This window comes from Sphingopyxis soli, from assembly GCF_018682675.1.
GTDB lineage: Bacteria > Pseudomonadota > Alphaproteobacteria > Sphingomonadales > Sphingomonadaceae > Sphingopyxis > Sphingopyxis soli.
Genome location: NZ_JAFMTR010000012.1, coordinates 1 through 20,390 on the forward strand (window position 1 = coordinate 1; position 20,390 = coordinate 20,390).

16 protein-coding genes are annotated in these 20,390 nt (G+C 65.4%); 13 read left to right on the forward strand and 3 right to left on the reverse strand.

Annotation, left to right across the window (positions count from 1 at the left end; translation table 11 throughout):
• Positions 1-170 precede the first annotated feature (170 nt).
• Entirely contained in the window at positions 171-338 is a 168-nt protein-coding gene (locus J1N50_RS01545) for a hypothetical protein (RefSeq protein ID WP_204993235.1), read from the reverse strand.
• 253 nt (positions 339-591) lie between these two features.
• Between J1N50_RS01545 and ahpC the strand changes: the two genes are divergently transcribed.
• From ahpC to J1N50_RS17905, 3 genes are all read left to right on the forward strand, one after another.
• Positions 592-1,155, forward strand: a complete 564-nt coding sequence (gene ahpC, locus J1N50_RS01550) for an alkyl hydroperoxide reductase subunit C (protein ID WP_215349665.1) — start codon at positions 592-594, stop codon at positions 1,153-1,155.
• Positions 1,156-1,291: 136 nt separating this feature from the next.
• The gene (gene ahpF, locus J1N50_RS01555; protein WP_215349668.1) at positions 1,292-2,875 is read left to right on the forward strand and encodes an alkyl hydroperoxide reductase subunit F; all 1,584 of its coding nucleotides are present in this window, start codon (positions 1,292-1,294) and stop codon (positions 2,873-2,875) included.
• Between the two features lie 174 nt (positions 2,876-3,049).
• Positions 3,050-3,178 carry a hypothetical protein gene (locus J1N50_RS17905; protein WP_281414798.1) on the forward strand — a complete coding sequence of 43 codons (129 nt, stop codon included), beginning with the start codon at positions 3,050-3,052 and terminating at the stop codon, positions 3,176-3,178.
• Here the strand turns inward: J1N50_RS17905 and J1N50_RS01560 are convergent.
• Positions 3,175-4,074: an AraC family transcriptional regulator gene (locus J1N50_RS01560; protein WP_215349672.1), complete on the reverse strand. Its 900-nt coding sequence runs from the start codon at positions 4,072-4,074 to the stop codon at positions 3,175-3,177. The genes J1N50_RS17905 and J1N50_RS01560 overlap by 4 nt on opposite strands.
• 97 nt (positions 4,075-4,171) lie before the next feature.
• Here J1N50_RS01560 and J1N50_RS01565 point away from each other — a divergent pair, with 97 nt between their 5' ends.
• Entirely contained in the window at positions 4,172-4,909 is a 738-nt protein-coding gene (locus tag J1N50_RS01565) for an SDR family oxidoreductase (RefSeq protein WP_215349674.1), read from the forward strand.
• An 89-nt stretch (positions 4,910-4,998) separates the two neighbouring features.
• On the opposite strand, the gene glpD is transcribed toward J1N50_RS01565, so the two are convergent.
• Positions 4,999-6,516: a glycerol-3-phosphate dehydrogenase gene (glpD, locus tag J1N50_RS01570; protein WP_215349677.1), complete on the reverse strand. Its 1,518-nt coding sequence runs from the start codon at positions 6,514-6,516 to the stop codon at positions 4,999-5,001.
• A 183-nt stretch (positions 6,517-6,699) separates the two neighbouring features.
• On the opposite strand from glpD, the gene zwf reads away from it, so the two are divergent.
• The 9 genes from zwf to J1N50_RS01615 all read left to right on the forward strand — a co-directional run bounded on the left by zwf (position 6,700) and on the right by J1N50_RS01615 (position 20,224).
• Complete coding sequence (gene zwf, locus J1N50_RS01575) at positions 6,700-8,103, forward strand: glucose-6-phosphate dehydrogenase (protein WP_246552938.1); 1,404 nt, start codon at positions 6,700-6,702, stop codon at positions 8,101-8,103.
• Between the two features lie 204 nt (positions 8,104-8,307).
• Positions 8,308-10,149, forward strand: a complete 1,842-nt coding sequence (gene edd / locus J1N50_RS01580) for a phosphogluconate dehydratase (RefSeq protein ID WP_215349682.1) — start codon at positions 8,308-8,310, stop codon at positions 10,147-10,149.
• A 104-nt stretch (positions 10,150-10,253) separates the two neighbouring features.
• Positions 10,254-10,877 carry a bifunctional 4-hydroxy-2-oxoglutarate aldolase/2-dehydro-3-deoxy-phosphogluconate aldolase gene (gene eda, locus J1N50_RS01585; protein WP_215349685.1) on the forward strand — a complete coding sequence of 208 codons (624 nt, stop codon included), beginning with the start codon at positions 10,254-10,256 and terminating at the stop codon, positions 10,875-10,877.
• A gap of 225 nt (positions 10,878-11,102) precedes the next feature.
• Complete coding sequence (locus J1N50_RS01590) at positions 11,103-12,650, forward strand: HAD-IB family hydrolase (RefSeq protein WP_246552934.1); 1,548 nt, start codon at positions 11,103-11,105, stop codon at positions 12,648-12,650.
• 106 nt (positions 12,651-12,756) lie between these two features.
• Positions 12,757-15,096: a glycerol-3-phosphate 1-O-acyltransferase gene (locus J1N50_RS01595; RefSeq protein ID WP_215349692.1), complete on the forward strand. Its 2,340-nt coding sequence runs from the start codon at positions 12,757-12,759 to the stop codon at positions 15,094-15,096.
• Positions 15,097-15,228: 132 nt separating this feature from the next.
• Positions 15,229-16,818 (forward strand): wax ester/triacylglycerol synthase family O-acyltransferase, encoded by a 1,590-nt coding sequence (locus J1N50_RS01600; protein WP_215349695.1) that lies wholly within the window; start codon positions 15,229-15,231, stop codon positions 16,816-16,818.
• A 165-nt stretch (positions 16,819-16,983) separates the two neighbouring features.
• A complete protein-coding gene (locus J1N50_RS01605) occupies positions 16,984-18,432 on the forward strand; it encodes a DUF3336 domain-containing protein (RefSeq protein ID WP_215349698.1) in 1,449 nt (482 codons plus the stop codon).
• A 2-nt stretch (positions 18,433-18,434) separates the two neighbouring features.
• Positions 18,435-19,295: an alpha/beta hydrolase gene (locus J1N50_RS01610; protein ID WP_215349701.1), complete on the forward strand. Its 861-nt coding sequence runs from the start codon at positions 18,435-18,437 to the stop codon at positions 19,293-19,295.
• On the forward strand, positions 19,292-20,224 hold the full coding sequence (locus J1N50_RS01615) for an alpha/beta fold hydrolase (RefSeq protein WP_215349704.1): 933 nt from the start codon (positions 19,292-19,294) through the stop codon (positions 20,222-20,224). The genes J1N50_RS01610 and J1N50_RS01615 overlap by 4 nt, the downstream gene beginning before the upstream one ends.
• The last annotated feature ends 166 nt before the right edge of the window (positions 20,225-20,390 follow it).

Consider the following 20,390-nt stretch of genomic DNA (forward strand, 5'->3'; position numbering starts at 1 on the left):
TGAAACAGCGAGGCCATCGCCGCAGCCAGCATGACGAGCTTGGGGCGTCCGCTCCCCACCCCATTTCAGACATCCGAATCGTGGCGCTCGAGCGCGAGGCGCGATCCAGGGCGCGGTAGCGAAGCACCATGGCTCATCCTCGCCGGTTGCAGCGCGCCATTTCCCCGCGACTATTCGCTCGCCTGCTCTGCCCGCTTCAGCTTGCGCGCCTTCTGCTCGTGCTTGACCGCGGCCTCGCGCAGGCGGCGCGCGAGGAAGGGATCGTCGGACGCGTTCGCCTTCAGCCGCGCAACCCGCGCAAGCTGCTCATAATAGATCGAATCGCGAATCTGGTCCATTCGGGGACAGGTATCACGATGCTGTCACAAAGGGTCTAACGCAATTCCGCCGCTTTTATCCCGATTCGGGGCAGGCGCGATGGTGGACGGAGTCGGCCGAGACTTCTCCATACATCGACGCGCGCCGTTGCCGCCACCGCGCGACCATCGCTTTATGATCGATATTTTCGATCAAAGCTCACGATATTTTCGCTTTTCGCACTGCAGCAAACATGGCTAGGGGAAGCCTCCAACAACAAAGGAGCTCTCCCTCATGTCCGTTTTGAACACGACCCTGAAGCCTTTCAAAGCCACCGCTTACAAGGACGGCAAGTTCGTCGACATCAGCGACGAGAGCGTGAAGGGCAAATGGGCGGTCTTCTTCTTCTACCCCGCCGACTTCACCTTCGTCTGCCCGACCGAGCTCGAAGATCTCGCCGATATCTACCCGACGCTCCAGAAGATGGATGTCGAGGTTTATGCCGTGTCGACCGACACGCATTTCAGCCACAAGGCCTGGCATGACACCTCGCCGGCAATCGGCAAGATCAATTACTACATGGTCGGCGACCAGAACCACAATCTCTCGAAGAATTTCGAGGTATTGCGTGAAGGCGTCGGCCTGGCCGACCGCGGCACTTTCGTCCTCGACCCGCAGGGCGAAATCCAGCTGCTGGAAATCACCCCCGAGGGTGTGGGCCGCAACGCCGCCGAACTGCTCCGCAAGATCAAGGCGCTGCAGTACTGGGTCAGCCACCCGGGCGAAGTCTGCCCCGCGAAGTGGGAAGAGGGCGCCGAAACCCTCGCGCCCTCGCTCGACCTCGTCGGCAAGATCTAAAACATAGCATGCCGTGTGTCCCCGCGAAGGCGGGGACCCATCTCCAGCCCGGTTCTACTTTGCACCATCCGGTGATGGGCACCCGCCTTCGCGGGTGCACACGGATATTTTTGGAAACTAAGCAGGAGCCTCCCCCATGCTCGACGCCAATCTGAAGCAGCAGCTTCAAGGCCTCCTCACGAACCTTCGTGAACCGATCGAACTCGTCTCGTCGCTCGGCGACGATGCCAAGTCGGTCGAGCTGGCGAGCCTGCTCGATGACATTGCCGCGCTGTCGGACAAGGTCAGCGTGACCCGCGCCGACGACGATGCGCGCCGCCCCAGCTTCCTGATCCGCCGCGCCAGCGACGCGCAGGTCGCGGTCCGCTTCGCCGGCATCCCGATGGGACATGAATTCACCTCGCTCGTCCTCGCGCTGCTGCAGGTCGGCGGACACCCGCCGAAGGTAGCGCCCGAGGTGCTCGAACAGGTGGCGGCGCTCGACGGCGACTATCACTTCGAAACCTATTTCTCGCTGTCGTGCCAGAATTGCCCCGACATCGTGCAGGCGCTCAACCTGATGAGCGTCGTCAACCCGCGCATCACCCACACCGCGATCGACGGCGGGCTGTTCCAGGCCGAGGTCGAGGATCGCAAGATCATGGCGGTGCCGACGATCTTCCTCAACGGTGAGACGTTCGGCCAGGGCCGGATGGAGCTCGAACAGATTCTCGCGAAGCTCGACAGCGGCGCCGAAGCCAAGGCGGCCGAGAAGATCGCCGCCAAGGACGCGTTCGACGTGCTCGTCGTCGGTGGCGGCCCGGCGGGCGCAGCGGCCGCGATCTACGCGGCGCGCAAGGGCATCCGCGTGGGTCTGGCCGCCGAGCGTTTCGGCGGGCAGGTGCTCGACACGATGGGAATCGAGAATTTCATCTCGGTCCAGCACACCGAAGGGCCGAAGCTCGTCGCGCAGCTCGAACAGCATGTTAAAGACTATGACGTCGACATCATGAACCTGCAGCGCGCCGAGAAACTGATCCCCGCGAAGACCGAGGGCGGCCTGCACGAAGTGAAGCTCGCGAGTGGCGCATCGCTGAAGGCGCGCACCGTCATCCTCTCGACCGGCGCGCGCTGGCGCCAGCTCGGCGTGCCGGGCGAGGACGAATATCGCAACAAGGGCGTCGCCTATTGCCCGCACTGCGACGGCCCGCTCTACAAGGGCAAGCGCGTCGCGGTGATCGGCGGCGGCAACAGCGGCGTCGAGGCGGCGATCGACCTCGCGGGGCTCGTCGCGCATGTCACACTGATCGAGTTCGACAGCGAACTGCGCGCCGACGCGGTGCTCCAGCGCAAGCTTGCGAGCCTGCCGAACGTCAAGATCATCACCTCGGCGCTGACCACCGAAGTCCTCGGCGATGGCGAGAAGGTCATGGGCCTGTCGTACAAGGACCGCAACAAGGACGAACTGCACCAGATCGAACTCGAAGGCGTGTTCGTCCAGATCGGTCTCGTCCCCAACACCGAATGGCTCAAGGACAGCGTCACCCTGTCGCGCCACGGCGAGATCGAGGTCGACCATCGCGGCGAGACGAGCCAGGCGGGCATCTTCGCCGCGGGCGACTGTACGACGGTGCCCTACAAGCAGATAGTCATAGCAATGGGCGAAGGCTCGAAGGCGGCGCTGTCGGCGTTCGACTATATGATCCGCCTGCCGGCGGATGTGGAGGCCGAGGCGGCGTAACTCGAAACCCTCCCTACGGTGCAGCCGTGGGAAGGGCTTCGCGCTGCCATCTCTCCATCGCTGCGCAACAGGGAGGCTCGATTTCAAAAACCCGTCACCCCGGACTTGATCCGGGGGCCCGCTTTCCTTCAAATGAGCGGGACCCTGGGTCGAGCCCGGGGTGACGAGGTTTCAATGACCGAAAAGAAGAAACCGCCCCCACCAATCCCGCTCTGCCGTTTCGAGGAACTGGCCGAACGCGAAAACCGGCTGCGCGAGGAAGCGGCGCGGGGACCGAAGAAGCCCGACCCCAAGCCGCGTTAACCCGCCATCATCGCAAAGCGCTTCGGCGGCATCCCGACCTGCCGCGCGAACGCCGTGCTGAACGCGCTCGCCGAGCCATAACCCACCCTTTCGGCGATCTCGTCGAGCTTGCCCGCGCGGCGGCGCAGCATGTCCTTGGCCAGGCTCATCCGCCAGCTCTGAACATATTCCATCGGCGGCACCCCGACGATGCGTGCGAAGCGGTCGAAGAATGCCGAACGCGACAGCGCCGCTTCCTTCGCCAGCGCCGCGACCGTCCACGGCCGCGCGGGTTCGTCATGGATACAGCGGATCGCGCCGGCCAGCCGCGCATCGGCCAGCCCGCGCAGCAATCCCGGCGGTGCATCGTCGCTGCCGACCGCGCGCAACGCCTCGACCAGCAGCACCTCGACCAGCCGCGCGAGCACAAGGTCGCGTCCCGGCCGCTCCTCGCCGGTTTCGTCGCGCACCATCTGGACGAGCGCCGAAAGCCGCTCGGCGCCGCGCAAATGGATGATCCCCGGAAGCTGCGACACCAGCATCCCGGCGTCGGGCGATGCGAAAATGAAATAGCCGCCGAGCATCCGGACGTCGGGCGGCCCGTCCTGCCGCCCGTGGCGCACCTCGCCGGTCACGCCGATGCTCGCATGAGGGTCGAAGGTTGCCGGCTCGACGGGCTCGAAGCCCGACTGGGTGAAGCCGGGAGTCGCGGGCAGCAGAACGAAATCGCCCGCTTCGAGCGTGATCGGTTCCGCGCCGTCGACCGCGAGGCGGCACGATCCTTCGAGCAAGGTGCAGAAACTCGGATGCCCGAACGCCGTATAGCGCACCGCCCAGCGCCCCGCGCCGCTGATGCCTTTCGAAAAGACCGTGCTGGGACGCAGCAGCGCGATGACGTCGGAGAGCGGGTCGAGCATATCAGGATGATCTATAAAGAAATATGGACTTAGCATTATATATAGTCTTGATCGCGCTGGCTAGAGGCTTTTCATCGCAAGCATGAAAGGACGAAAGATGAAGACCATCCTGATCACCGGCTGCTCGTCGGGCTACGGCCTCGAGACCGCCCGCCACTTCCACGCCCGCGGCTGGAACGTCGTCGCCACGATGCGCAGCCCGCGCCCCGAGCTTTTCGAAACCTCCGACCGGCTGCGCCTCCTGGCGCTCGACGTCACCGACCCCGACAGCATCGCGCTCGCGCTCGAACTCGGGGGCCCGATCGACGTGCTCGTCAACAATGCCGGGATCGGCCTGTTCGGCGCGCTCGAATATTCGCCGATGCAGCGCATCCGCGACGTCTATGCGACCAACACCCTGGGCACGATCGCGATGACGCAGGCGGCGATCCCGCAGATGCGGGCGCGTGGCTCGGGGACGATCGTCAACGTCACCTCGTCGGCGACGCTCGCCTCCTTCCCCTATGCGGCCGCCTATACCGGCAGCAAGACCGCGGTACAGGGCTTCACCTATTCGCTGGCCCACGAGCTCGCGCCGTTCGGCGTGACGGTTAAGCTGGTCGAGCCCGGCTATGGCCCGACGACCGCCTTCACCACGAATACCGATGTCGATCTCGCCGATGTGCTCCCCGAACCCTATGCCGGCCACGCCGCGCCGATCCTCGCGGGCATGGCTGCGCCGGCGATGTTCACGACCGAGACCGACGTCGCCGAAGCGGTGTGGACGGCGGTGCACGATACGAGCGGGCGGCCGCATTTCCCTGCGGGCGCGGACGCGCTGGCGTTGGTCGCATAACCCATCCCCGTCATCCCCGCGAAGGCGGGGATCCGGGTTGATGGCGCAAAAAAAAGGGATTTCCGCCTTCGCGGGAATGACGAAAATTACTAAGCGAGTGAAGGAACGGGCCGCTTCGTCTCCAGCCACCCGGCCAGCTTTGCCACATCCGCCTCGTTGAACAGCAGCCCCAGCTTGCTGCGCCGCCAGAGGATGTCGTCGACGTCGCGCGCCCACTCGTGGGTCATCATCCACTCGACCTCGGCGGCGCTGAGGCCGTGGGCGATCTCGCCGCCGAGCGCATCCCAATCCTCGGCCTTGCCGAGCCATTGGGTAGCTTCGGTGCCGTAGGCCTTGACGATCCTGTCGACGGTCGCCGAAGACAGGAACGGATGCGCGAGCTTGTACCGGGCGCGGAGTGCCGCAGCGCCGCCGGTCGGAAAATCCCCGCCCGGCAGCGGCGCGCTCGCGGTCCAGCGCTTGCCCGACAGCGCGTCCAGATGCTCCGCCAGCTTGTCGACCGCATGTTCGGCGACATGGCGGTAGCTGGTGATCTTGCCGCCATAGATGGTGAGCAAAGGCGCGCCCTCGTCGGTGTCGAGGTCGATCCGGTAGCCGCGTGTCGCCGCCTCGGGTTTCCCCGAGCCGTCCTCGATCAGCGGCCGCACCCCCGAATAGGTCCAGACGACATCGGCGGGGACGACGGGCGTCTTGAAATATTGGCTCGCACCTTCGCAGAGATATGCGATCTCGTCGGCGCTCGCATGAATATCGGCGAGCGCGCCGTCATGGTCCTGATCGGTGGTGCCGATCAGTGTGAAATCGCGTTCGTAGGGAATCGCGAAGAAGATGCGCCCGTCCGGAAGCTGAAAGAAATAGGCATAGTCGTGCTCGAACTTCCGGCGCACGACGATGTGCGACCCGCGCACCAGCCGCATCTTGTAATCGGGCGGCGCCGAGGCGCGGCCGAGCACATCGAGAACCGCCGGGCCTGCTGCATTGACAAGACTCTTGCCCATGAAGCGATAGCTGTGCCCGCGATCGTCGCTCGCCTCGATCACCCACAGCCCGTCCTCGACGCGCATCAGGTCGGCGCGGGTGTGCGTCTTGACGCGCGCGCCGCGATGGGCGGCGTCGCGCGCGTTGAGCAGCACGAGCCGCGCGTCGTCGACCCAGCCGTCCGAATATTCGAAGGCCTTCACATATTGCGGTTGCAGCGGCCCGCCCGCGGCATGATGCTCGAGATCGACCGAACGTGTCGCAGGCAGCTTCCTGCGCCCGCCGATATGGTCGTAGAGGAACAGGCCGAGCCGCAGCAGCCAGCGCGGGCGGAGCCCGTCGCGATAGGGCAGGACGAAACGCAGCGGCCAGATGATGTGCGGCGCGATGCTCCACAGCACCTCGCGCTCCTTCAGCGCCTCGCGCACCAGGCCGAACTCATAATGTTCGAGATAGCGCAGGCCGCCGTGGATCAGCTTGGTCGATTTCGACGACGTGCCCCCTGCAAGATCGCCCGCCTCGAGCAAAAGGACGCGCGCGCCGCGCCCCGCGGCGTCGCGGGCGACCCCGGCGCCATTGACACCGCCGCCGACGACGATGACATCATAGGGGAGGGCGCTGTCGGGCATGGCCGCTCCCTAGGGCAAGTGTGGCGATTTTGCCAAGCGCAGACATCGTATGCGGCCTACGTATGCGCGTTGCATTCGCTGGGGGCATCCGCCAATTCTGAAAAGCTATCCAAGGGGACCCAAGTGAGCGTGAAAGTCGAAACCCTGATCCTGTTCGGCGCGACGGGCGACCTTGCGCAGCGGATGCTCTTTCCCTCGCTCTATAATCTTCACGTCGACGGGCTGCTTGCCGACGAACTGACCATTATTTCTTCGGGGCGCTCCAGGATGGATCGCGCTGCATCGCACAGGCTGGTGCGCGAAGCGCTTGGCGAGCATCTTCCCGCCGATCGCCTCGACGAGGCGCAGATCGCCAGCTTCCTCGAGCGGATCGATTATTGCCCCGTCGATGCGGGCGCGGGCACAGGATATGACGATCTCGCCGCGATGCTTGGCGATCGGCTGGGGCGCCCGATCGGCGCCTACCTCTCGACCCCGCCCTCGATGTTCGGCCCGATCGCGCAGGGGCTGAATGGAGCGGGGATCGCGTGCGCCGAATGCCGGATCGCGATGGAAAAGCCGATCGGCCAGGACCTCGCCTCGTCACGCGAGGTCAACGAGCAGGTCGGCAGCGCTTTCGCCGAAGACCATATTTTCCGCATCGACCATTATCTCGGCAAGGAAACGGTCCAGAACCTTCTCGCGCTGCGCTTCGCGAACATGCTCTTCGAACCGCTGTGGAACGCGCAGGCGATCGATCATGTCCAGATCACGGTTGCGGAGACGGTCGGGCTCGAAGGCCGCGTCTCCTATTATGACGGCGTCGGCGCGCTCAAGGACATGGTGCAGAACCATATGCTCCAGCTGCTCGCGATCATCGCGATGGAGCCGCCCGCGAGCGTGTCGTCGACCGCGGTGCGCGACGAGAAGGTCAAGCTGCTCCGCTCCTTGCGCAAGCTGAAGGCCGAGGACGTCAAGGCGCACAGCGTCAAGGGCCAGTACACGAGCGGGGCGGTGAACGGCGCCGCTGTCGCGGGCTATGCCGACGAACTCGGGCATCCGTCGAACACCGAAACCTTCGTCGCGATCAAGGCGTTCATCGATAATTGGCGCTGGAAGGGCGTGCCCTTCTATCTGCGCACCGGCAAGCGGATGCCGCAGCGCAAGTCGGAGGTGCTGATCCAGTTCAAGCCGGTGCCGCACAACATCTTCGCGCGCGTCGGCGCGGCCAAGCTCGATGCGAACAGCATGATCATCAACCTCCAGCCCGAGGAGAATATCCGGGTCAAGGTGATGGCGAAGCAGCCCGGGCTCGACCGCGGGGGCGTGAAACTGAAAGAGGTCACGCTCGACGTGTCGCTCTCGCACAGCTTCGAGGGCGAGCGACGGCGGATCGCCTACGAGCGCCTGCTGCTCGACTTTATCGAGGGCGACCAGACGCTCTTCGTGCGCCGCGACGAGGTCGAGGCGCAGTGGCAGTGGATCGATTCGATCCGCGACGCCTGGGCGGCGATCGACATGGCGCCGCAGACTTACACGGCGGGAAGCTGGGGGCCGTCAAGTGCAATCGCGCTGATCGAGCGCGACGGAGCGAGCTGGCATGATTGAGCTTACCGAAAACCTTCTCCCCTTGGGGGAGAAGGATACGAAGCCTTGCGCCGCAGGCGCTAGGCGCAGTTGGATGAGGGGTCGCGAGCCTTTGGCTCGCGCGGTCGCTTTGCGACCGCAACCCCTCACCCAGCTTCGACTAGCCAGCAAGCTGGCAAGTCTGCGCAACCCTCTCCCGCAAGGGGAGAGGGTAGAAGGACTGAGATGACCACCCTCCACCCCACCATCGCTGCCGTCACCGACCGCATCATCGCCCGCAGCGCCCCCCGCCGCGCCGCCTACCTCGATCTGATGGAGCGCCAGCGCGAAGCCGGGACCAACCGCGGCAACCTCTCCTGCGGCAACCTCGCGCACGGCTTCGCCGCGGCGGGCGATGACAAGCCCGTCATCCGCACCGGCGGCGCGATGAACATCGGCATCGTCACCAGCTACAACGACATGCTTTCGGCGCATCAGCCCTATGGCCGCTACCCCGAACAGATCAAACTCTTCGCGCGCGAAGTCGGCGTCACCGCGCAGGTCGCGGGCGGCGTTCCGGCGATGTGCGACGGGGTGACACAGGGGCAGGCGGGTATGGACCTGTCGCTGTTCAGCCGCGACAATATCGCGCAAGGCACCGCAATCGCATTGAGCCATGCGATGTTCGAGGGCGCGCTGCTCCTCGGCATCTGCGACAAGATCGTCCCCGGCCTGCTGATCGGCGCGCTGCGCTTCGGCCATCTGCCGCAGATTCTCGTCCCCGCGGGTCCGATGCCCTCGGGGCTCGCGAACAAGGAAAAGCAACGCGTCCGCCAGCTTTATGCCGAGGGCAGGGCGACCCGCGACGAGCTGCTCGACGCCGAAGCGGCGAGCTATCATGGCGCGGGCACCTGCACCTTCTATGGCACCGCGAACAGCAACCAGATGATGATGGAGCTGATGGGGCTGCACATCCCCGGAAGCGCCTTCACCAACCCTGGCACCAAGCTGCGGCAGGAACTGACGCGCGCTGCGACGCATCGCGTGGCGCAGATCGGATGGGACGGCGACGATTATCGTCCGCTCGCGCGCTGCGTCGACGAGAAGGCGATCGTCAACGCCGCGATCGGCCTGCTCGCGACGGGTGGCTCGACCAACCATACGATCCACCTGCCCGCAATTGCGCGCGCCGCGGGGATCATCATCGACTGGCAGGATTTCGACGAGCTGAGCCACGCGGTCCCGCTGCTCGCGCGCGTCTATCCGAACGGCGCGGGCGACGTGAACAATTTCCACGCGGCGGGCGGGATCGGTTTTGTCGTCAGGGAACTGCTCGGCGCGGGGTTGCTCCACGGCGACGTGCTGACCGTCGGCGGGAGGATGGCCGATTATGCCGCCGAGCCCGTGCTGGTGGACGACAAGCTTCACTGGCAGGCCGCGCCTGCGACAAGTCGCGACGACACAATGCTGCGGCCCGTCTTGCAGCCCTTTTCGCCCGACGGCGGGATGCGGCTGCTCGCGGGCAATCTCGGCCGCGCGATCATCAAGACCAGCGCGGTCGCCGAAGATCGCTGGACGATCGAGGCGCCGTGCCGGATCTTCGACGACCAGAACCAGGTGCTGACCGCGTTCAAGGCCGGCGAGCTCGACCGCGATGTCGTCGTCGTCGTCCGCTTCCAGGGGCCGCGCGCCAACGGCATGCCCGAACTGCACAAGCTGACCCCGGCGCTCGGTGTGTTGCAGGACAAGGGCTATCGCGTCGCGCTGCTCACCGACGGTCGCATGTCGGGCGCGAGCGGCAAGGTGCCCGCGGTCATCCACCTCTCGCCCGAAGCTCTGCCCGGTGTCGATGGGGTGAGCGGCCCGCTCGCCTTTCTGCGCAACGGCGACATCGTTCGCGTCTGCGCGGTGAAGGGCGAAGTCGTGGCGCTGGTGGACGAAGCCGAATGGGCGTCGCGCGCACCCGCCATCGCACCGCCGCCCGCGCTCGGCGTCGGCCGCGAGTTGTTTGCGTTGTTCCGTATCCACGCCGACGAAGCGGAAAAGGGCGGATCGGCGGTATTGGCGGCGATGGAAACGGTCATCTGATTTTTCCGTCATCCCAACGAAAGCTGGGATCGCTGGCAGGCAAAACGCGACGATCAATCCGATCCCAGCTTTCGCTGGGATGACGAAGAAAGAGAAATGGGTTCATGACAGACAAGAGCATCGACCAGATCATGCGCCTCGCACCCGTCATCCCGGTGATCGTGATCGACCGGGTCGAGGATGCGGTGCCGATGGCGGAGGCGCTCGTCGCGGGCGGCCTGCCGGTGCTGGAGGTGACCTTGCGTACCCCCGCCGCGCTCGACGCGTTGACCGCGATGAAGGCGGTGAAGGGCGCGGTCGTCGGCGCGGGCACCGTCCTCGATCCCGCGATGCTGAACAGCGCGATCCACGCGGGCGCCGAATTCATCGTCTCGCCGGGTCTGACCGACACGCTCGGCAAGGCGGCGGTCGCCAGCGGCATTCCCTTCTTGCCCGGCACCGCGAATGCCGGCGACATCATGCGCGGGATGGACCTTGGCCTGTCGCGCTTCAAATTCTTCCCGGCGGCGACGAGCGGCGGCATCCCGGCGCTGAAGGCGCTTGTCGGGCCGTTCGGAAGCGCGCGCTTCTGCCCGACCGGCGGGATCACGCCCGCGACCGCGCCCGAATGGCTCGCGCTCGACGCGGTGCTGTGCGTGGGCGGCAGCTGGGTCGTCCCGTCGGGCCCGCTCGACCCGGCGAAGGTTGAAGCGCTTGCGAGAGAGGCAGCGGCGCTCAAGCTCGGTTAAGAAGGCGGTGTTGCCCCGCGAAGGCGGGGGCCCATCACCGGTCGGCGCTGTTTTGAATCACCCGGAGATGGATCCCCGCCTTCGCGGGGACACGCAGACCATTTTTGAGACGCAAGAGCCGCTTGCGCGCCATTGATAAACGCCATCTTTACTGCCATCGTGCAGGGGAAAACGGCAACATAGCCGTTTGGTGGGGAGATGCGCGTGCCGAGGCCGCAGCCGCATTTGGAAGAAGTTCTCGCGTCCGAACCCGGATCGCATATCGCCGCGCTCTTCGATTTCGACGGAACGATCATCTCGGGCTATTCGGCGACCGCAATGCTGCGCGAAAAATTCCAGCGCCGCGAAATGTCGATGGAGGAGATCGCCGAGACCGCGCAGGTCGTCGCGCAGCACAGCCTTGGCCAGATCGGCTTCTCCGGGCTGATGTCCGCCGCCGCCAAATTCATGAAGGGCGTCGACGAGGAAAGTTTCGTCGAGTTCGGCGAGGAGCTTTACAAGAAGCATATCGCGCGGAAGATCTATCCCGAGACGCGCGCGATCATCGAAGCGCATCAGGCGAAGGGCCACCGCGTCGCGATCATCTCGTCGGCGACGATCTACCAGATCGAACCCACCGCGCGCGACCTTGGCATCACCGACATCAAATGCTCGGCCTACGAGATCGAAGACGGCGTCTTCACCGGCGAGATCATCCGGCCCTTGTGCTTCGGCGAAGGGAAGGTGATCGCCGCCGAAGAACTGGCCGAGGAATATGGCCTCGATCTCGATCAGAGCTTTTTCTATTCGGACAGCGACGACGATATCGAACTGCTCGAACGCGTCGGCAAGCCGCGCCCGCTCAACCCGAACATGAAGCTGAAAGCGATCGCCGACGAGCGGGGCTGGCCGGTCCAGCGCTTCGCGAGCCGCGGCACCCCGTCGTGGATCGACTATACGCGCACCATCTATGCCACCGGCTCGCTCGTCGGGGCGTTCGCGGCGGGCCTGCCGATCTGGGCGCTCACGCGCTCGCAGCGCGAGGCGGCGAATTTCTCGATCGGGCTGTTCGGCGATTTTGCGACCGCGATCACCGGCGTCGAGCTGGAGGTCGAGGACGAGCGCCACCTCTGGTCGTCGCGCCCGTGCATCTTCATCTTCAATCACCAGAGCAAGGCGGACGTGATGATCCTCGCCAAGCTCATCCGCCGCGACATGGGCGGGGTGGGCAAGAAGGAGATCAGGGACATCCCCATCCTCGGCAAGCTGATGGAATGGGGCGGCACCGTCTTTGTCGACCGCGCCGACGGCAAGAGCGCGATCAAGGCGATGGAGCCGCTGGTCGATGCGATCAAACATGAAGGCAAGTCGATCTGCATCTCGCCCGAGGGCACGCGGACGCTGACCCCGAAGCTGGCGCCGTTCAAGAAGGGCGCCTTCCATCTGGCGATGCAGGCGGGCGTCCCGATCGTCCCGATCGTCATTCATAACGCCACCGATGTTGCGCCGAAGAACGAGTTCGTGATGCGCCCCGCGACGGTGCGCGTCACCGTGCTGCCGCCGGTCGATACCTCGAAGTGGAGCGTCAAGACGCTGAACGACCATGTCCGCGACGTGCGGAACATGTTCCTGCGCACGCTGGGTCAGCCGGAAGAAGAGGACGAGGTGGCTGAAGCGCCGGCGCCCAAACCGGTGAAGAAGGCGGCGGCGAAGCAGGCGCCAGCCCAAAAGGCTCCGGCGAAGAAAGCGGCGCCCAAAAAGAAGGCTACTCCCCGAAAGGGAAGGAAAGCCTAGCGCATGTCCCACATCGTCATTGCGAGCGTAGCGAAGCAATCCAGAGCGGCCCGCTCAACCCTGGATTGCTTCGCTACGCTCGCAAAGACAGGGGGGGTATAAGCCGGTGGCCGACGGAACGCCCCGCACCCCTATCGTGGCGGAGGAGGCGGCCGAGCGGCTCTATATCATCGACGCGCGCAACGGGGTCGAGCGGCGCATCTTGCTCGACTGGATCCATGCGACGTCGGGCGATGACGAGCCGCAATGGGCGAGTCTCGATATCGAGGACGGCGACCATGCGCTGCCCGTCGATGTACTGCGCGCGCGGCTCGGCGGGGCGGCGTCGCGGCAGGTCGTGCCGCTGCGCGTCGCCTGGCGTATTCCGGGGTTCGACAAGGACCGCGCGCTCAAGCTCCGCCATCTGATCTTCGGCGATCCGCGCCACCCGGGGTCGCTCCGCGCGCGACTCATTCTGCTCCGCGACCGGCGCCGCGCGCAGATCCTCGTCGGCGAGGCGGCGACACTCGACACGCTCCGCGACCGCTTCTGCGCGCAGACCGGTGGCGGCGATGGCGAGGGAACCGATAGCCCGGAATTCGCAGGCTTTGTCGCGCGGCAGGCGGCGCTCGCGCTCGACGTCGCCGAACGCGGTATTCGCGGCACGCGTTACAAAGTGCCGCGCTTCGTCGCCGATAGCCTGCGCACCAGTCCCAAATTCCGCGCCGCGCTCGCCGATCTGGCCGAAAAGACGGGGCGCCCGGTCGGCGATCTCTATCGCGAGGCGCGGCCGCTGATGAAGGAGGTCATTGCGCGGCCGTCGGCGCTTTTTCTCGATCTTCGCGCACGTCTCGACCGGATGATGTTCGGGGGATATGCGCCCGAGATGGAGGTCGATGCCGCCGAAGTCGCAAGGTTACGCAATATATTGCGCGAACATCCGACCGCGATCCTGTTCACCCACAAGACCTATATCGACGGCGCGACGCCCAGCCGCCTGACCTATGAAAACGACATGCCGATGCTGCACAGCTTCGGCGGCGCGAACCTCGACTTCGCGGTCATGGGCGAATTCTTCCGCCGCTCGGGGATGATCTTCATCCGCCGCAGCTTTCAGGACCAGCCGGTCTACAAGCTGGTGCTGCGCCACTATATCGCCTGGCTGCTCGCCAAGCGCTTCCCGCTCTCCTGGGCGTTCGAGGGGACGCGCTCGCGCCTCGGCAAGCTGATGCCGCCCAAATATGGCCTGATGAAATATGTCCTCGACGCGGCGCACGCGACCGGCACCCGCGATGTCCATTTCGTCCCCTTCGTCACCAGCTTCGACCTGATCCGCGACGTCGAGGAATATGCCGCCGAACAGACCGGCCGGACCAAGAAGCCCGAAAGCCTGTCGTGGTTCCTTGGCTATATGAAGAGCCTCAAGGAACCGTCGGGCCGCATCCGCCTCGACATCGGCAACCCGGTAATCATCGACGAAGCCCCCGGCCCCGACGACAAGCGCGCGCTTGAAAAAATCGCCTTCGCGGTCGCGGTCGAGGCGAACCGCGTCACCCCGCTGACGGTCACCTCGGTGATGTGCCTGATCCTGCTCGGCCTCGCCCCGCGCGGTGCAACCGCGCCCGAACTGCTCGCGGCCATCGCGGCGGTCACCGACTGGGCGCGCGAGCGCGGCATCCGCCTCAGCAGCGAACTCGAAAGCCGCGACGACAGCGCGCTCTCCGCCACCGTCGATACGCTCGTCGAAAGCGGGCTGCTGACGCGCTACGAGGCTGGCAGCGAGAATGTCTATTCGATCGACCCGGCCAAGCATCCGATGGCGAGCTATTACCGCAACATCATCGCGCATCATTTCCTCGACCGCGCGATGATCGAGCTGGCGTTGTTCCAGCTTCGCGAAAGCGGCGAGGGCGATGCGACCGCGGCCTTCTGGACGAAGATCGATCGCCTGCGCGACCTGCTCAAATTCGAATTCTTCTATCCGCCCCGCGACGAGCATCGCGCCGCGCTCGAGGCCGAGCTTGCGCGCATCGATCCCGTCTGGGACCGCCGCCTCGCGAGCGGCGACCGCGGCGTCGCGCAGCTGATCCAGCGCTGCCAGCCTGTCGTCGGCCACGCGATCCTGCTGCCCTTCGCCGAGGCCTATTCGGTCGTCGCCGAACTGCTGACGCGCGCGAAGCCGGGCGACGAGGTCGATGCGAAGGCGCTGCTCGACGCCGCGCTGGTCGAGGGGCGGCAGGCCTATCTGCTCCGCCGCATCAGCAGCGAGGCGGCGATCGGCAAGTTGCTGTTCGAAAACGGCCTGTCGCTGATGCGGCATATGGGCCTCGCCGGGACCGCGACCCCCGACAGCCTCGCCGCACGGCGCGCGTTGCTGGGCGAACTTCGCGGGCTCGCGGGCGCCATGGAATCGATGCGCCTGTCGACGACGGCGCTGGCTGATCGGTTACCGGCGGTTGGAGAATGAATGTGCCTTACCCGCCATCGTCATTGCGAGGAGCCGAAGGCGACGCGGCAATCCAGAGTTGCGTAAACCGCCGTGGATTGCTTCGCTTCGCTCGCAATGACGAGGTGTCGGGGGCGGCGAAAGGGAACGATTATGCTTAAACAGCTCAGCGCGCAGGACGCCCAGTTCCTCTACACGCAGACCGCGAATAATCTGACGCACATCATGGGGGTTTATATCTACGACCCCTCGACCGCGCCGGGCGGCTTCGTGCGCTTCAAGGACATCATCCGCCACGTCGAGAGCCGCGTCCACACCTCGCCGCTGTTCAAGCGCCGCCTCCACCGGCTGCCCTTCGACCTCGACCACCCCTATTGGGTCGAGGACGAGCATTTCGATATCGAGGCGCATATGAGCCACGCGCGCCTGCCCGAGCCCGGCGACTGGCGGCAATTCTGCATCGCGGTCGCGCGCTGGTTCTCGAAGCCGATGGACATGAACCGCCCGCTCTGGGACATTTATGTCATCGAAGGGCTCGACAGGATTCCCGGCATCCCGAAGGGCAGCTTCGCGATGCTCCACCGCGTCCACCACGCGGCGGTCGACGGCGCATCGGGCGCGCACGCCTTCATCGCGATGAGCGACATCGATGCGAAGGGCACGCCTGCAATCGCCGAGCCGCCGCCGATCGAAGAGCTTGGCCGCCCGCCGTCGAGTGCCGAGACGGTCACGCGCGCCTGGTCGGCGTCGATGCAGTCGCCGGTCAAGTTCATGAACGCATTGCTCAAGGTCTCGCCCGCGATCGTCGCCTCGGCGCGCAAGTCGATGGCCGAGGGCGGGATGGCCGCGGGCGTTCCCGAGACGCGCTTCAACGTCCCCGTCGGCCCGCACAAGATGTTCGACGGAACGACGGTGGCCCTCGCGGACGTCGCCGAAATCCGCAAGAAGGTGCCGGGCGCGACGGTCAACGACGTCGTGCTGACCACGGTCGGGGGCGCGCTGCGCAAATATCTCGCGAAGCACAAGGAATTGCCGAAGGAGAGCCTGGTCGCGGTCGCGCCGATCAACCTGCGCGGCAAGGAAAAGGGCGCGGGGAAAGCCAGCACGCCCGGCAATCAGGTCTCTGCCATGAGCGTGCCGGTGCGCACCGACATCGCCGACCCGCTCGCGCGGCTGGCGGCGATCCGCGACTATACGGTCGAGGCGAAGGAAGCCAAAGCAGGCGTCAGCGCGCGGATCATGACCGACCTGTCGCAGCATATTCCGGGCGCGACGATGGCCGCGGTGGCGCGCATTATCACCAGCGAACGCTTCGCCGTGCGCGGAACGAACCTGTTCATCTCGAACGTTCCGGGCGCGCAGGTGCCGCTCTATCTTGCGGGCGCGCAGCTGGTGCAGCAGCATGGAATGGCGCCGCTCGCGAACAATATGGGGCTGTTCGTCGCGACACCCAGCTATAACGGCCGCATCGCCTTTTCGATCATCAGCGAGCGCGCGATCATGCCCGACATCGCTTTTTTCCGCGAGTGCATCGACGAAAGTTTCGCCGACCTGATGGCCGCGACGCCGAAGGCGGCGAAGGCCAAAGCCGCTACGGCAGAGACGAAAGAAGCGCCGAAGCCGGTCGCCAAACCGAAGGCAAAAGCGAAGCCCGCCCCGAAACCGGCTGGCAAACCGAAGGCGAAGCCAAAATCTGCGGCAAAGGGAAAGAAAAAGCCCCCGGCTTCGTCATCCCGGACTTGATCCGGAATCCATGACGCCGGTGCTGGATTGGATCCCGGATCAAGTCCGGGATGACGGCAGCGGGTATCCGGGTCGACGGGAGCGGGACAGCGATGTCAAAACAGTTGCCAAAGACAACGTAACCAGCAAGAATCGCTGAAAATAGAAACCATGCAGGACCAACGAATGATTTTTGCCCCGACGCTCAGCGCTGACGCCGAGCTTGTACGCGCGTCCGACTACGCCGCCTGGTCGAAAGCGGCGGTCGCCGCGGACGTAAAATCGGGGATGCAGGCGTGGCGCGACACCGACGAGAGCCGACATTTCGATTATAAGGCCATTCGGGCAAGGCTCGAAAAACTGCGCAAGCTGTCGGCGGCGGGGGACGTCAAGGGGCTGCTGTTCGTCCTCAACGAGGGCATTCACGGCAATATCGACGGCATGGGCGCCGAACGCCTTTACCAGAAGGCGCGCTTCGGCACGAAGAAGCTGATCGAGGCCTATGTCGCCGAGGTCGTCGCCGCGCTCGACAAGATCGCCGCATCGCGCAGCATTCCGCGCGAGGAAAAGCGCGATTTCTTCCGCCGCGCCCAGCATTGCTACGGTCGCTCGGCGCTGCTGCTGTCGGGCTCGGGCAGCTTCCTCTTCTTCCACGTCGGCGTCGTGAAGGCGCTGTGGGAACAGGGCGTGCTCCCGAATATCCTCGCCGGATCGAGCGGCGGGTCGATCGTCGCGGCGATCGTCTGCACGCGCAAGGATGCCGACATCGGCCCCTTCCTCGACAGCAAGCGCCTCGCGAACCCCGCGCGCGATCCCGAGATGAAGCGGCTGGCGCCCGACGAAGTGCGCGAACGGCTGGCCGAACTGATTCCCGACCTGACTTTTCAGCAAGCCTATGAAATCAGCGGCCGCCATCTGAACGTCTCGGTCGCACCCGCCGAGAAGCATCAGAACGGCCGGCTGCTCAACGCGATCACCGCGCCGAACGTGCTGATCCGCGAGGCGGTGCTGGCGTCGTGCGCGGTGCCCGGCGTCTTTCCGCCGGTGATGCTGATGGCGCGCGACGAGGACGGCAACCGCGTCCCCTACCAGCCCGACCGGCGCTGGGTCGACGGATCGGTGACGCACGATATTCCGACCAAGCGGCTCGAGCGCCTCTATGGCGTCAACCACCATATCGTCAGCCAGGCGAACCCGCTGGCGCTGCCCTTCGCGACCGACACGCGCAAGCAGATGGCGCCGATCGAGGCCATCCAGCACGCGTCGATCGCGACCTTCAAGGCGTGGCTCAACGCGAACATGGTGATCTTCCAGAAGCCGCTCGAACTGGTGCCGCCATTGAACAGCCTCGCCAATATGGCGCGTTCGGTAATCAACCAGGAATATACCGGCGACATCAACATCATCCGCCCGCCCAAATTCTGGTCGCCGACCAAGATTCTGAGCGATCTCGCGCAGGACGACATCGACGAGCTGATCGATACCGGCCAGCGCACCGCCTGGCCGAAGGTCGAGATGGTGCGCACCCAGACCGCGATCAGCCGCGCGCTCGACGCGATCCTCGCCAAAATCGACAAGGCGGGCGACGACGGCCCCGGCCACCGCAGCCCGGCGCTGAAGAAGGCAGTTCGCTGATCGTGGCGACGGGCGCGCTCGTCCTTCCCGCGGATTCGGCCGGCGCCGGCGCGAAGCTGCACGTCACCCACTGGCTTCCCGAAGGCCGACCGAAGGCGGTGATCCTGCTCGCGCATGGCTATGCCGAACATGCCGGGCGTTATGAGTATGTCGCGAAGCGGCTGACCGGGGCGGGCTATGCGATCTACGCGGTCGATCATTGGGGCCATGGCCAATCCGATGGCGAGGGCGGTTTCGTGCCGCGCTTCTTGGCCTTCCTCGATGGGATGAGCGAATTGCTCACCCTGGTCGAGGTCGATCATGGCGACACGCCGCGTCTGCTCCTCGGTCACAGCATGGGCGGGCTGATCGCGACCCTGTTCCTGATCGAGCGCCAGCAGGCGTTCGTCGCGGCCGCGCTTTCCGGCCCCGCGATCCTGCCCGCCGAACCGCCGTCGCGCTTTACCGTCTGGATCAGCCGCTTCCTTTCGCGCTTCTTTCCGCGCCTCGGCGTGCTGTCGCTCGATGCGACCGGGGTCAGCCGCGATCCGGCGGTGGTCGCGGCGTATCGGGCCGACCCGCTCGTCTATGGCGGCAAGATCGGCGCGCGGCTCGGCAAGGAATTCATGGATGCGATGGCGGTCGCCGAGGCCGACGCGCCGAAGATCCGGCTGCCGATCCTGATCCAGCATGGCGAGGCCGACCGGCTGACCGCGCCCGCGGGATCGCGCTATCTGTTCGAGCATGTGTCGTCGGTGGACAAAAGGCTCGAAATCTATCCGGGCCTGTTCCACGAAATCTATAACGAACCCGAGCGCGATGCGGTGCTGGGCGACCTGATCGGCTGGTTCGACGCGCATGTCGCTGGCGGAGCCCGATCATGAGCCTCTTCATCATCGCCCTTATCTCGGCCATCGTCTTCCTGACGCTGCTCTATCTGTTCTTTCCGGAGCAGATCGTGCTGCTGGCGCGCTGGCTGATGCGCAAGCGCGCGCGGGTCGTCCGCAAGTCGGTGACGGTCGACGGCCGCACCTGGCCTTATCTGGAGGGCGGCGATCCGTCGAAGCCGACCCTCGTGATGGTGCACGGCTTCGGCGCCGACAAGGATCACTGGACCTTCTATGCGCCGTGGCTGACCAAGGATTATCGTCTGATCGCGCCCGACCTGCCGGGCTTCGGCGAGAACGACCGCGACGGCGAATTGCCCTTCGACGTCGGCAGCCAGGCCGCGCGGCTGAAGGGTTTTCTGGATGCGCTCGGCATCGACCGCCCGCATCTCGGCGGCAACAGCATGGGCGGCTGGATCGCGCTGCGCTTTGCGATCGACTATCCGAATGCGCTGCGGACGCTGACGCTGATGAACAATGCGGGCATCCTGGGCGCCGACGAAAGCGAGCTGCAGAAGCTCGCCGCGGACCGCGACTATAACCCGCTGGTCATCGCCAATCTGGAGGACGCCGACCGGCTGATCGCCTTCGTCGTCCGCAAGCCGACCTTTGTGCCGGCGCGGCTCAAACCCGTCATCTACGCCGATGCGCTGAAGCACCGCGACCTGCTCGACAAGATTTTCTGGACCATTGCCGACGAGATGGAGGCGAAGCCGCTCAACGACGAACTCCATAAGGTGACGGTTCCGACACTGATCATCTGGGGCCGCCACGACAGGCTGATCGACGTCAGCTGCGTCGCGGTCCTCGAAAAGGGGATCGCGGACAGCCGCAGCCACATCTTCGAGCATATTGCGCACGTCCCGATGATCGAGGATCCGAAAGCGACGGCCGAGGTCCAGCGCGCGTTTCTGGCCAGCCACTGATCCTCCCTGCGGCGTAGCCGTGGGGAGGCGGACCGCGCGCGTAGCGCGTGGTGGAGGGGCCGCGTCATCGCCCCTCCGTCAGCGCTTCGCGCTGCCACCTCCCCATGCCTGCGGCACAGGGAGGATTAGCGCCTTGTCAATCCTCTGCAATCTCGCCACTCTCGCC

Coding starts and splice junctions, on each gene's coding strand:
- J1N50_RS01565 (WP_215349674.1), top strand. CDS start 4,172: ATGAAGACCATCCTGATCACCGGCTGCTCGTCGGGCTACGGCCTCGAG.
- J1N50_RS01615 (WP_215349704.1), top strand. CDS start 19,292: ATGAGCCTCTTCATCATCGCCCTTATCTCGGCCATCGTCTTCCTGACG.
- ahpF (WP_215349668.1), top strand. CDS start 1,292: ATGCTCGACGCCAATCTGAAGCAGCAGCTTCAAGGCCTCCTCACGAAC.
- glpD (WP_215349677.1), bottom strand. CDS start 6,516: ATGCCCGACAGCGCCCTCCCCTATGATGTCATCGTCGTCGGCGGCGGT.
- eda (WP_215349685.1), top strand. CDS start 10,254: ATGACAGACAAGAGCATCGACCAGATCATGCGCCTCGCACCCGTCATC.
- J1N50_RS01545 (WP_204993235.1), bottom strand. CDS start 338: ATGGACCAGATTCGCGATTCGATCTATTATGAGCAGCTTGCGCGGGTT.
- ahpC (WP_215349665.1), top strand. CDS start 592: ATGTCCGTTTTGAACACGACCCTGAAGCCTTTCAAAGCCACCGCTTAC.
- J1N50_RS01605 (WP_215349698.1), top strand. CDS start 16,984: ATGATTTTTGCCCCGACGCTCAGCGCTGACGCCGAGCTTGTACGCGCG.
- J1N50_RS01560 (WP_215349672.1), bottom strand. CDS start 4,074: ATGCTCGACCCGCTCTCCGACGTCATCGCGCTGCTGCGTCCCAGCACG.
- edd (WP_215349682.1), top strand. CDS start 8,308: ATGACCACCCTCCACCCCACCATCGCTGCCGTCACCGACCGCATCATC.
- J1N50_RS01600 (WP_215349695.1), top strand. CDS start 15,229: ATGCTTAAACAGCTCAGCGCGCAGGACGCCCAGTTCCTCTACACGCAG.
- J1N50_RS17905 (WP_281414798.1), top strand. CDS start 3,050: ATGACCGAAAAGAAGAAACCGCCCCCACCAATCCCGCTCTGCCGTTTC.
- zwf (WP_246552938.1), top strand. CDS start 6,700: ATGCTCTTTCCCTCGCTCTATAATCTTCACGTCGACGGGCTGCTTGCC.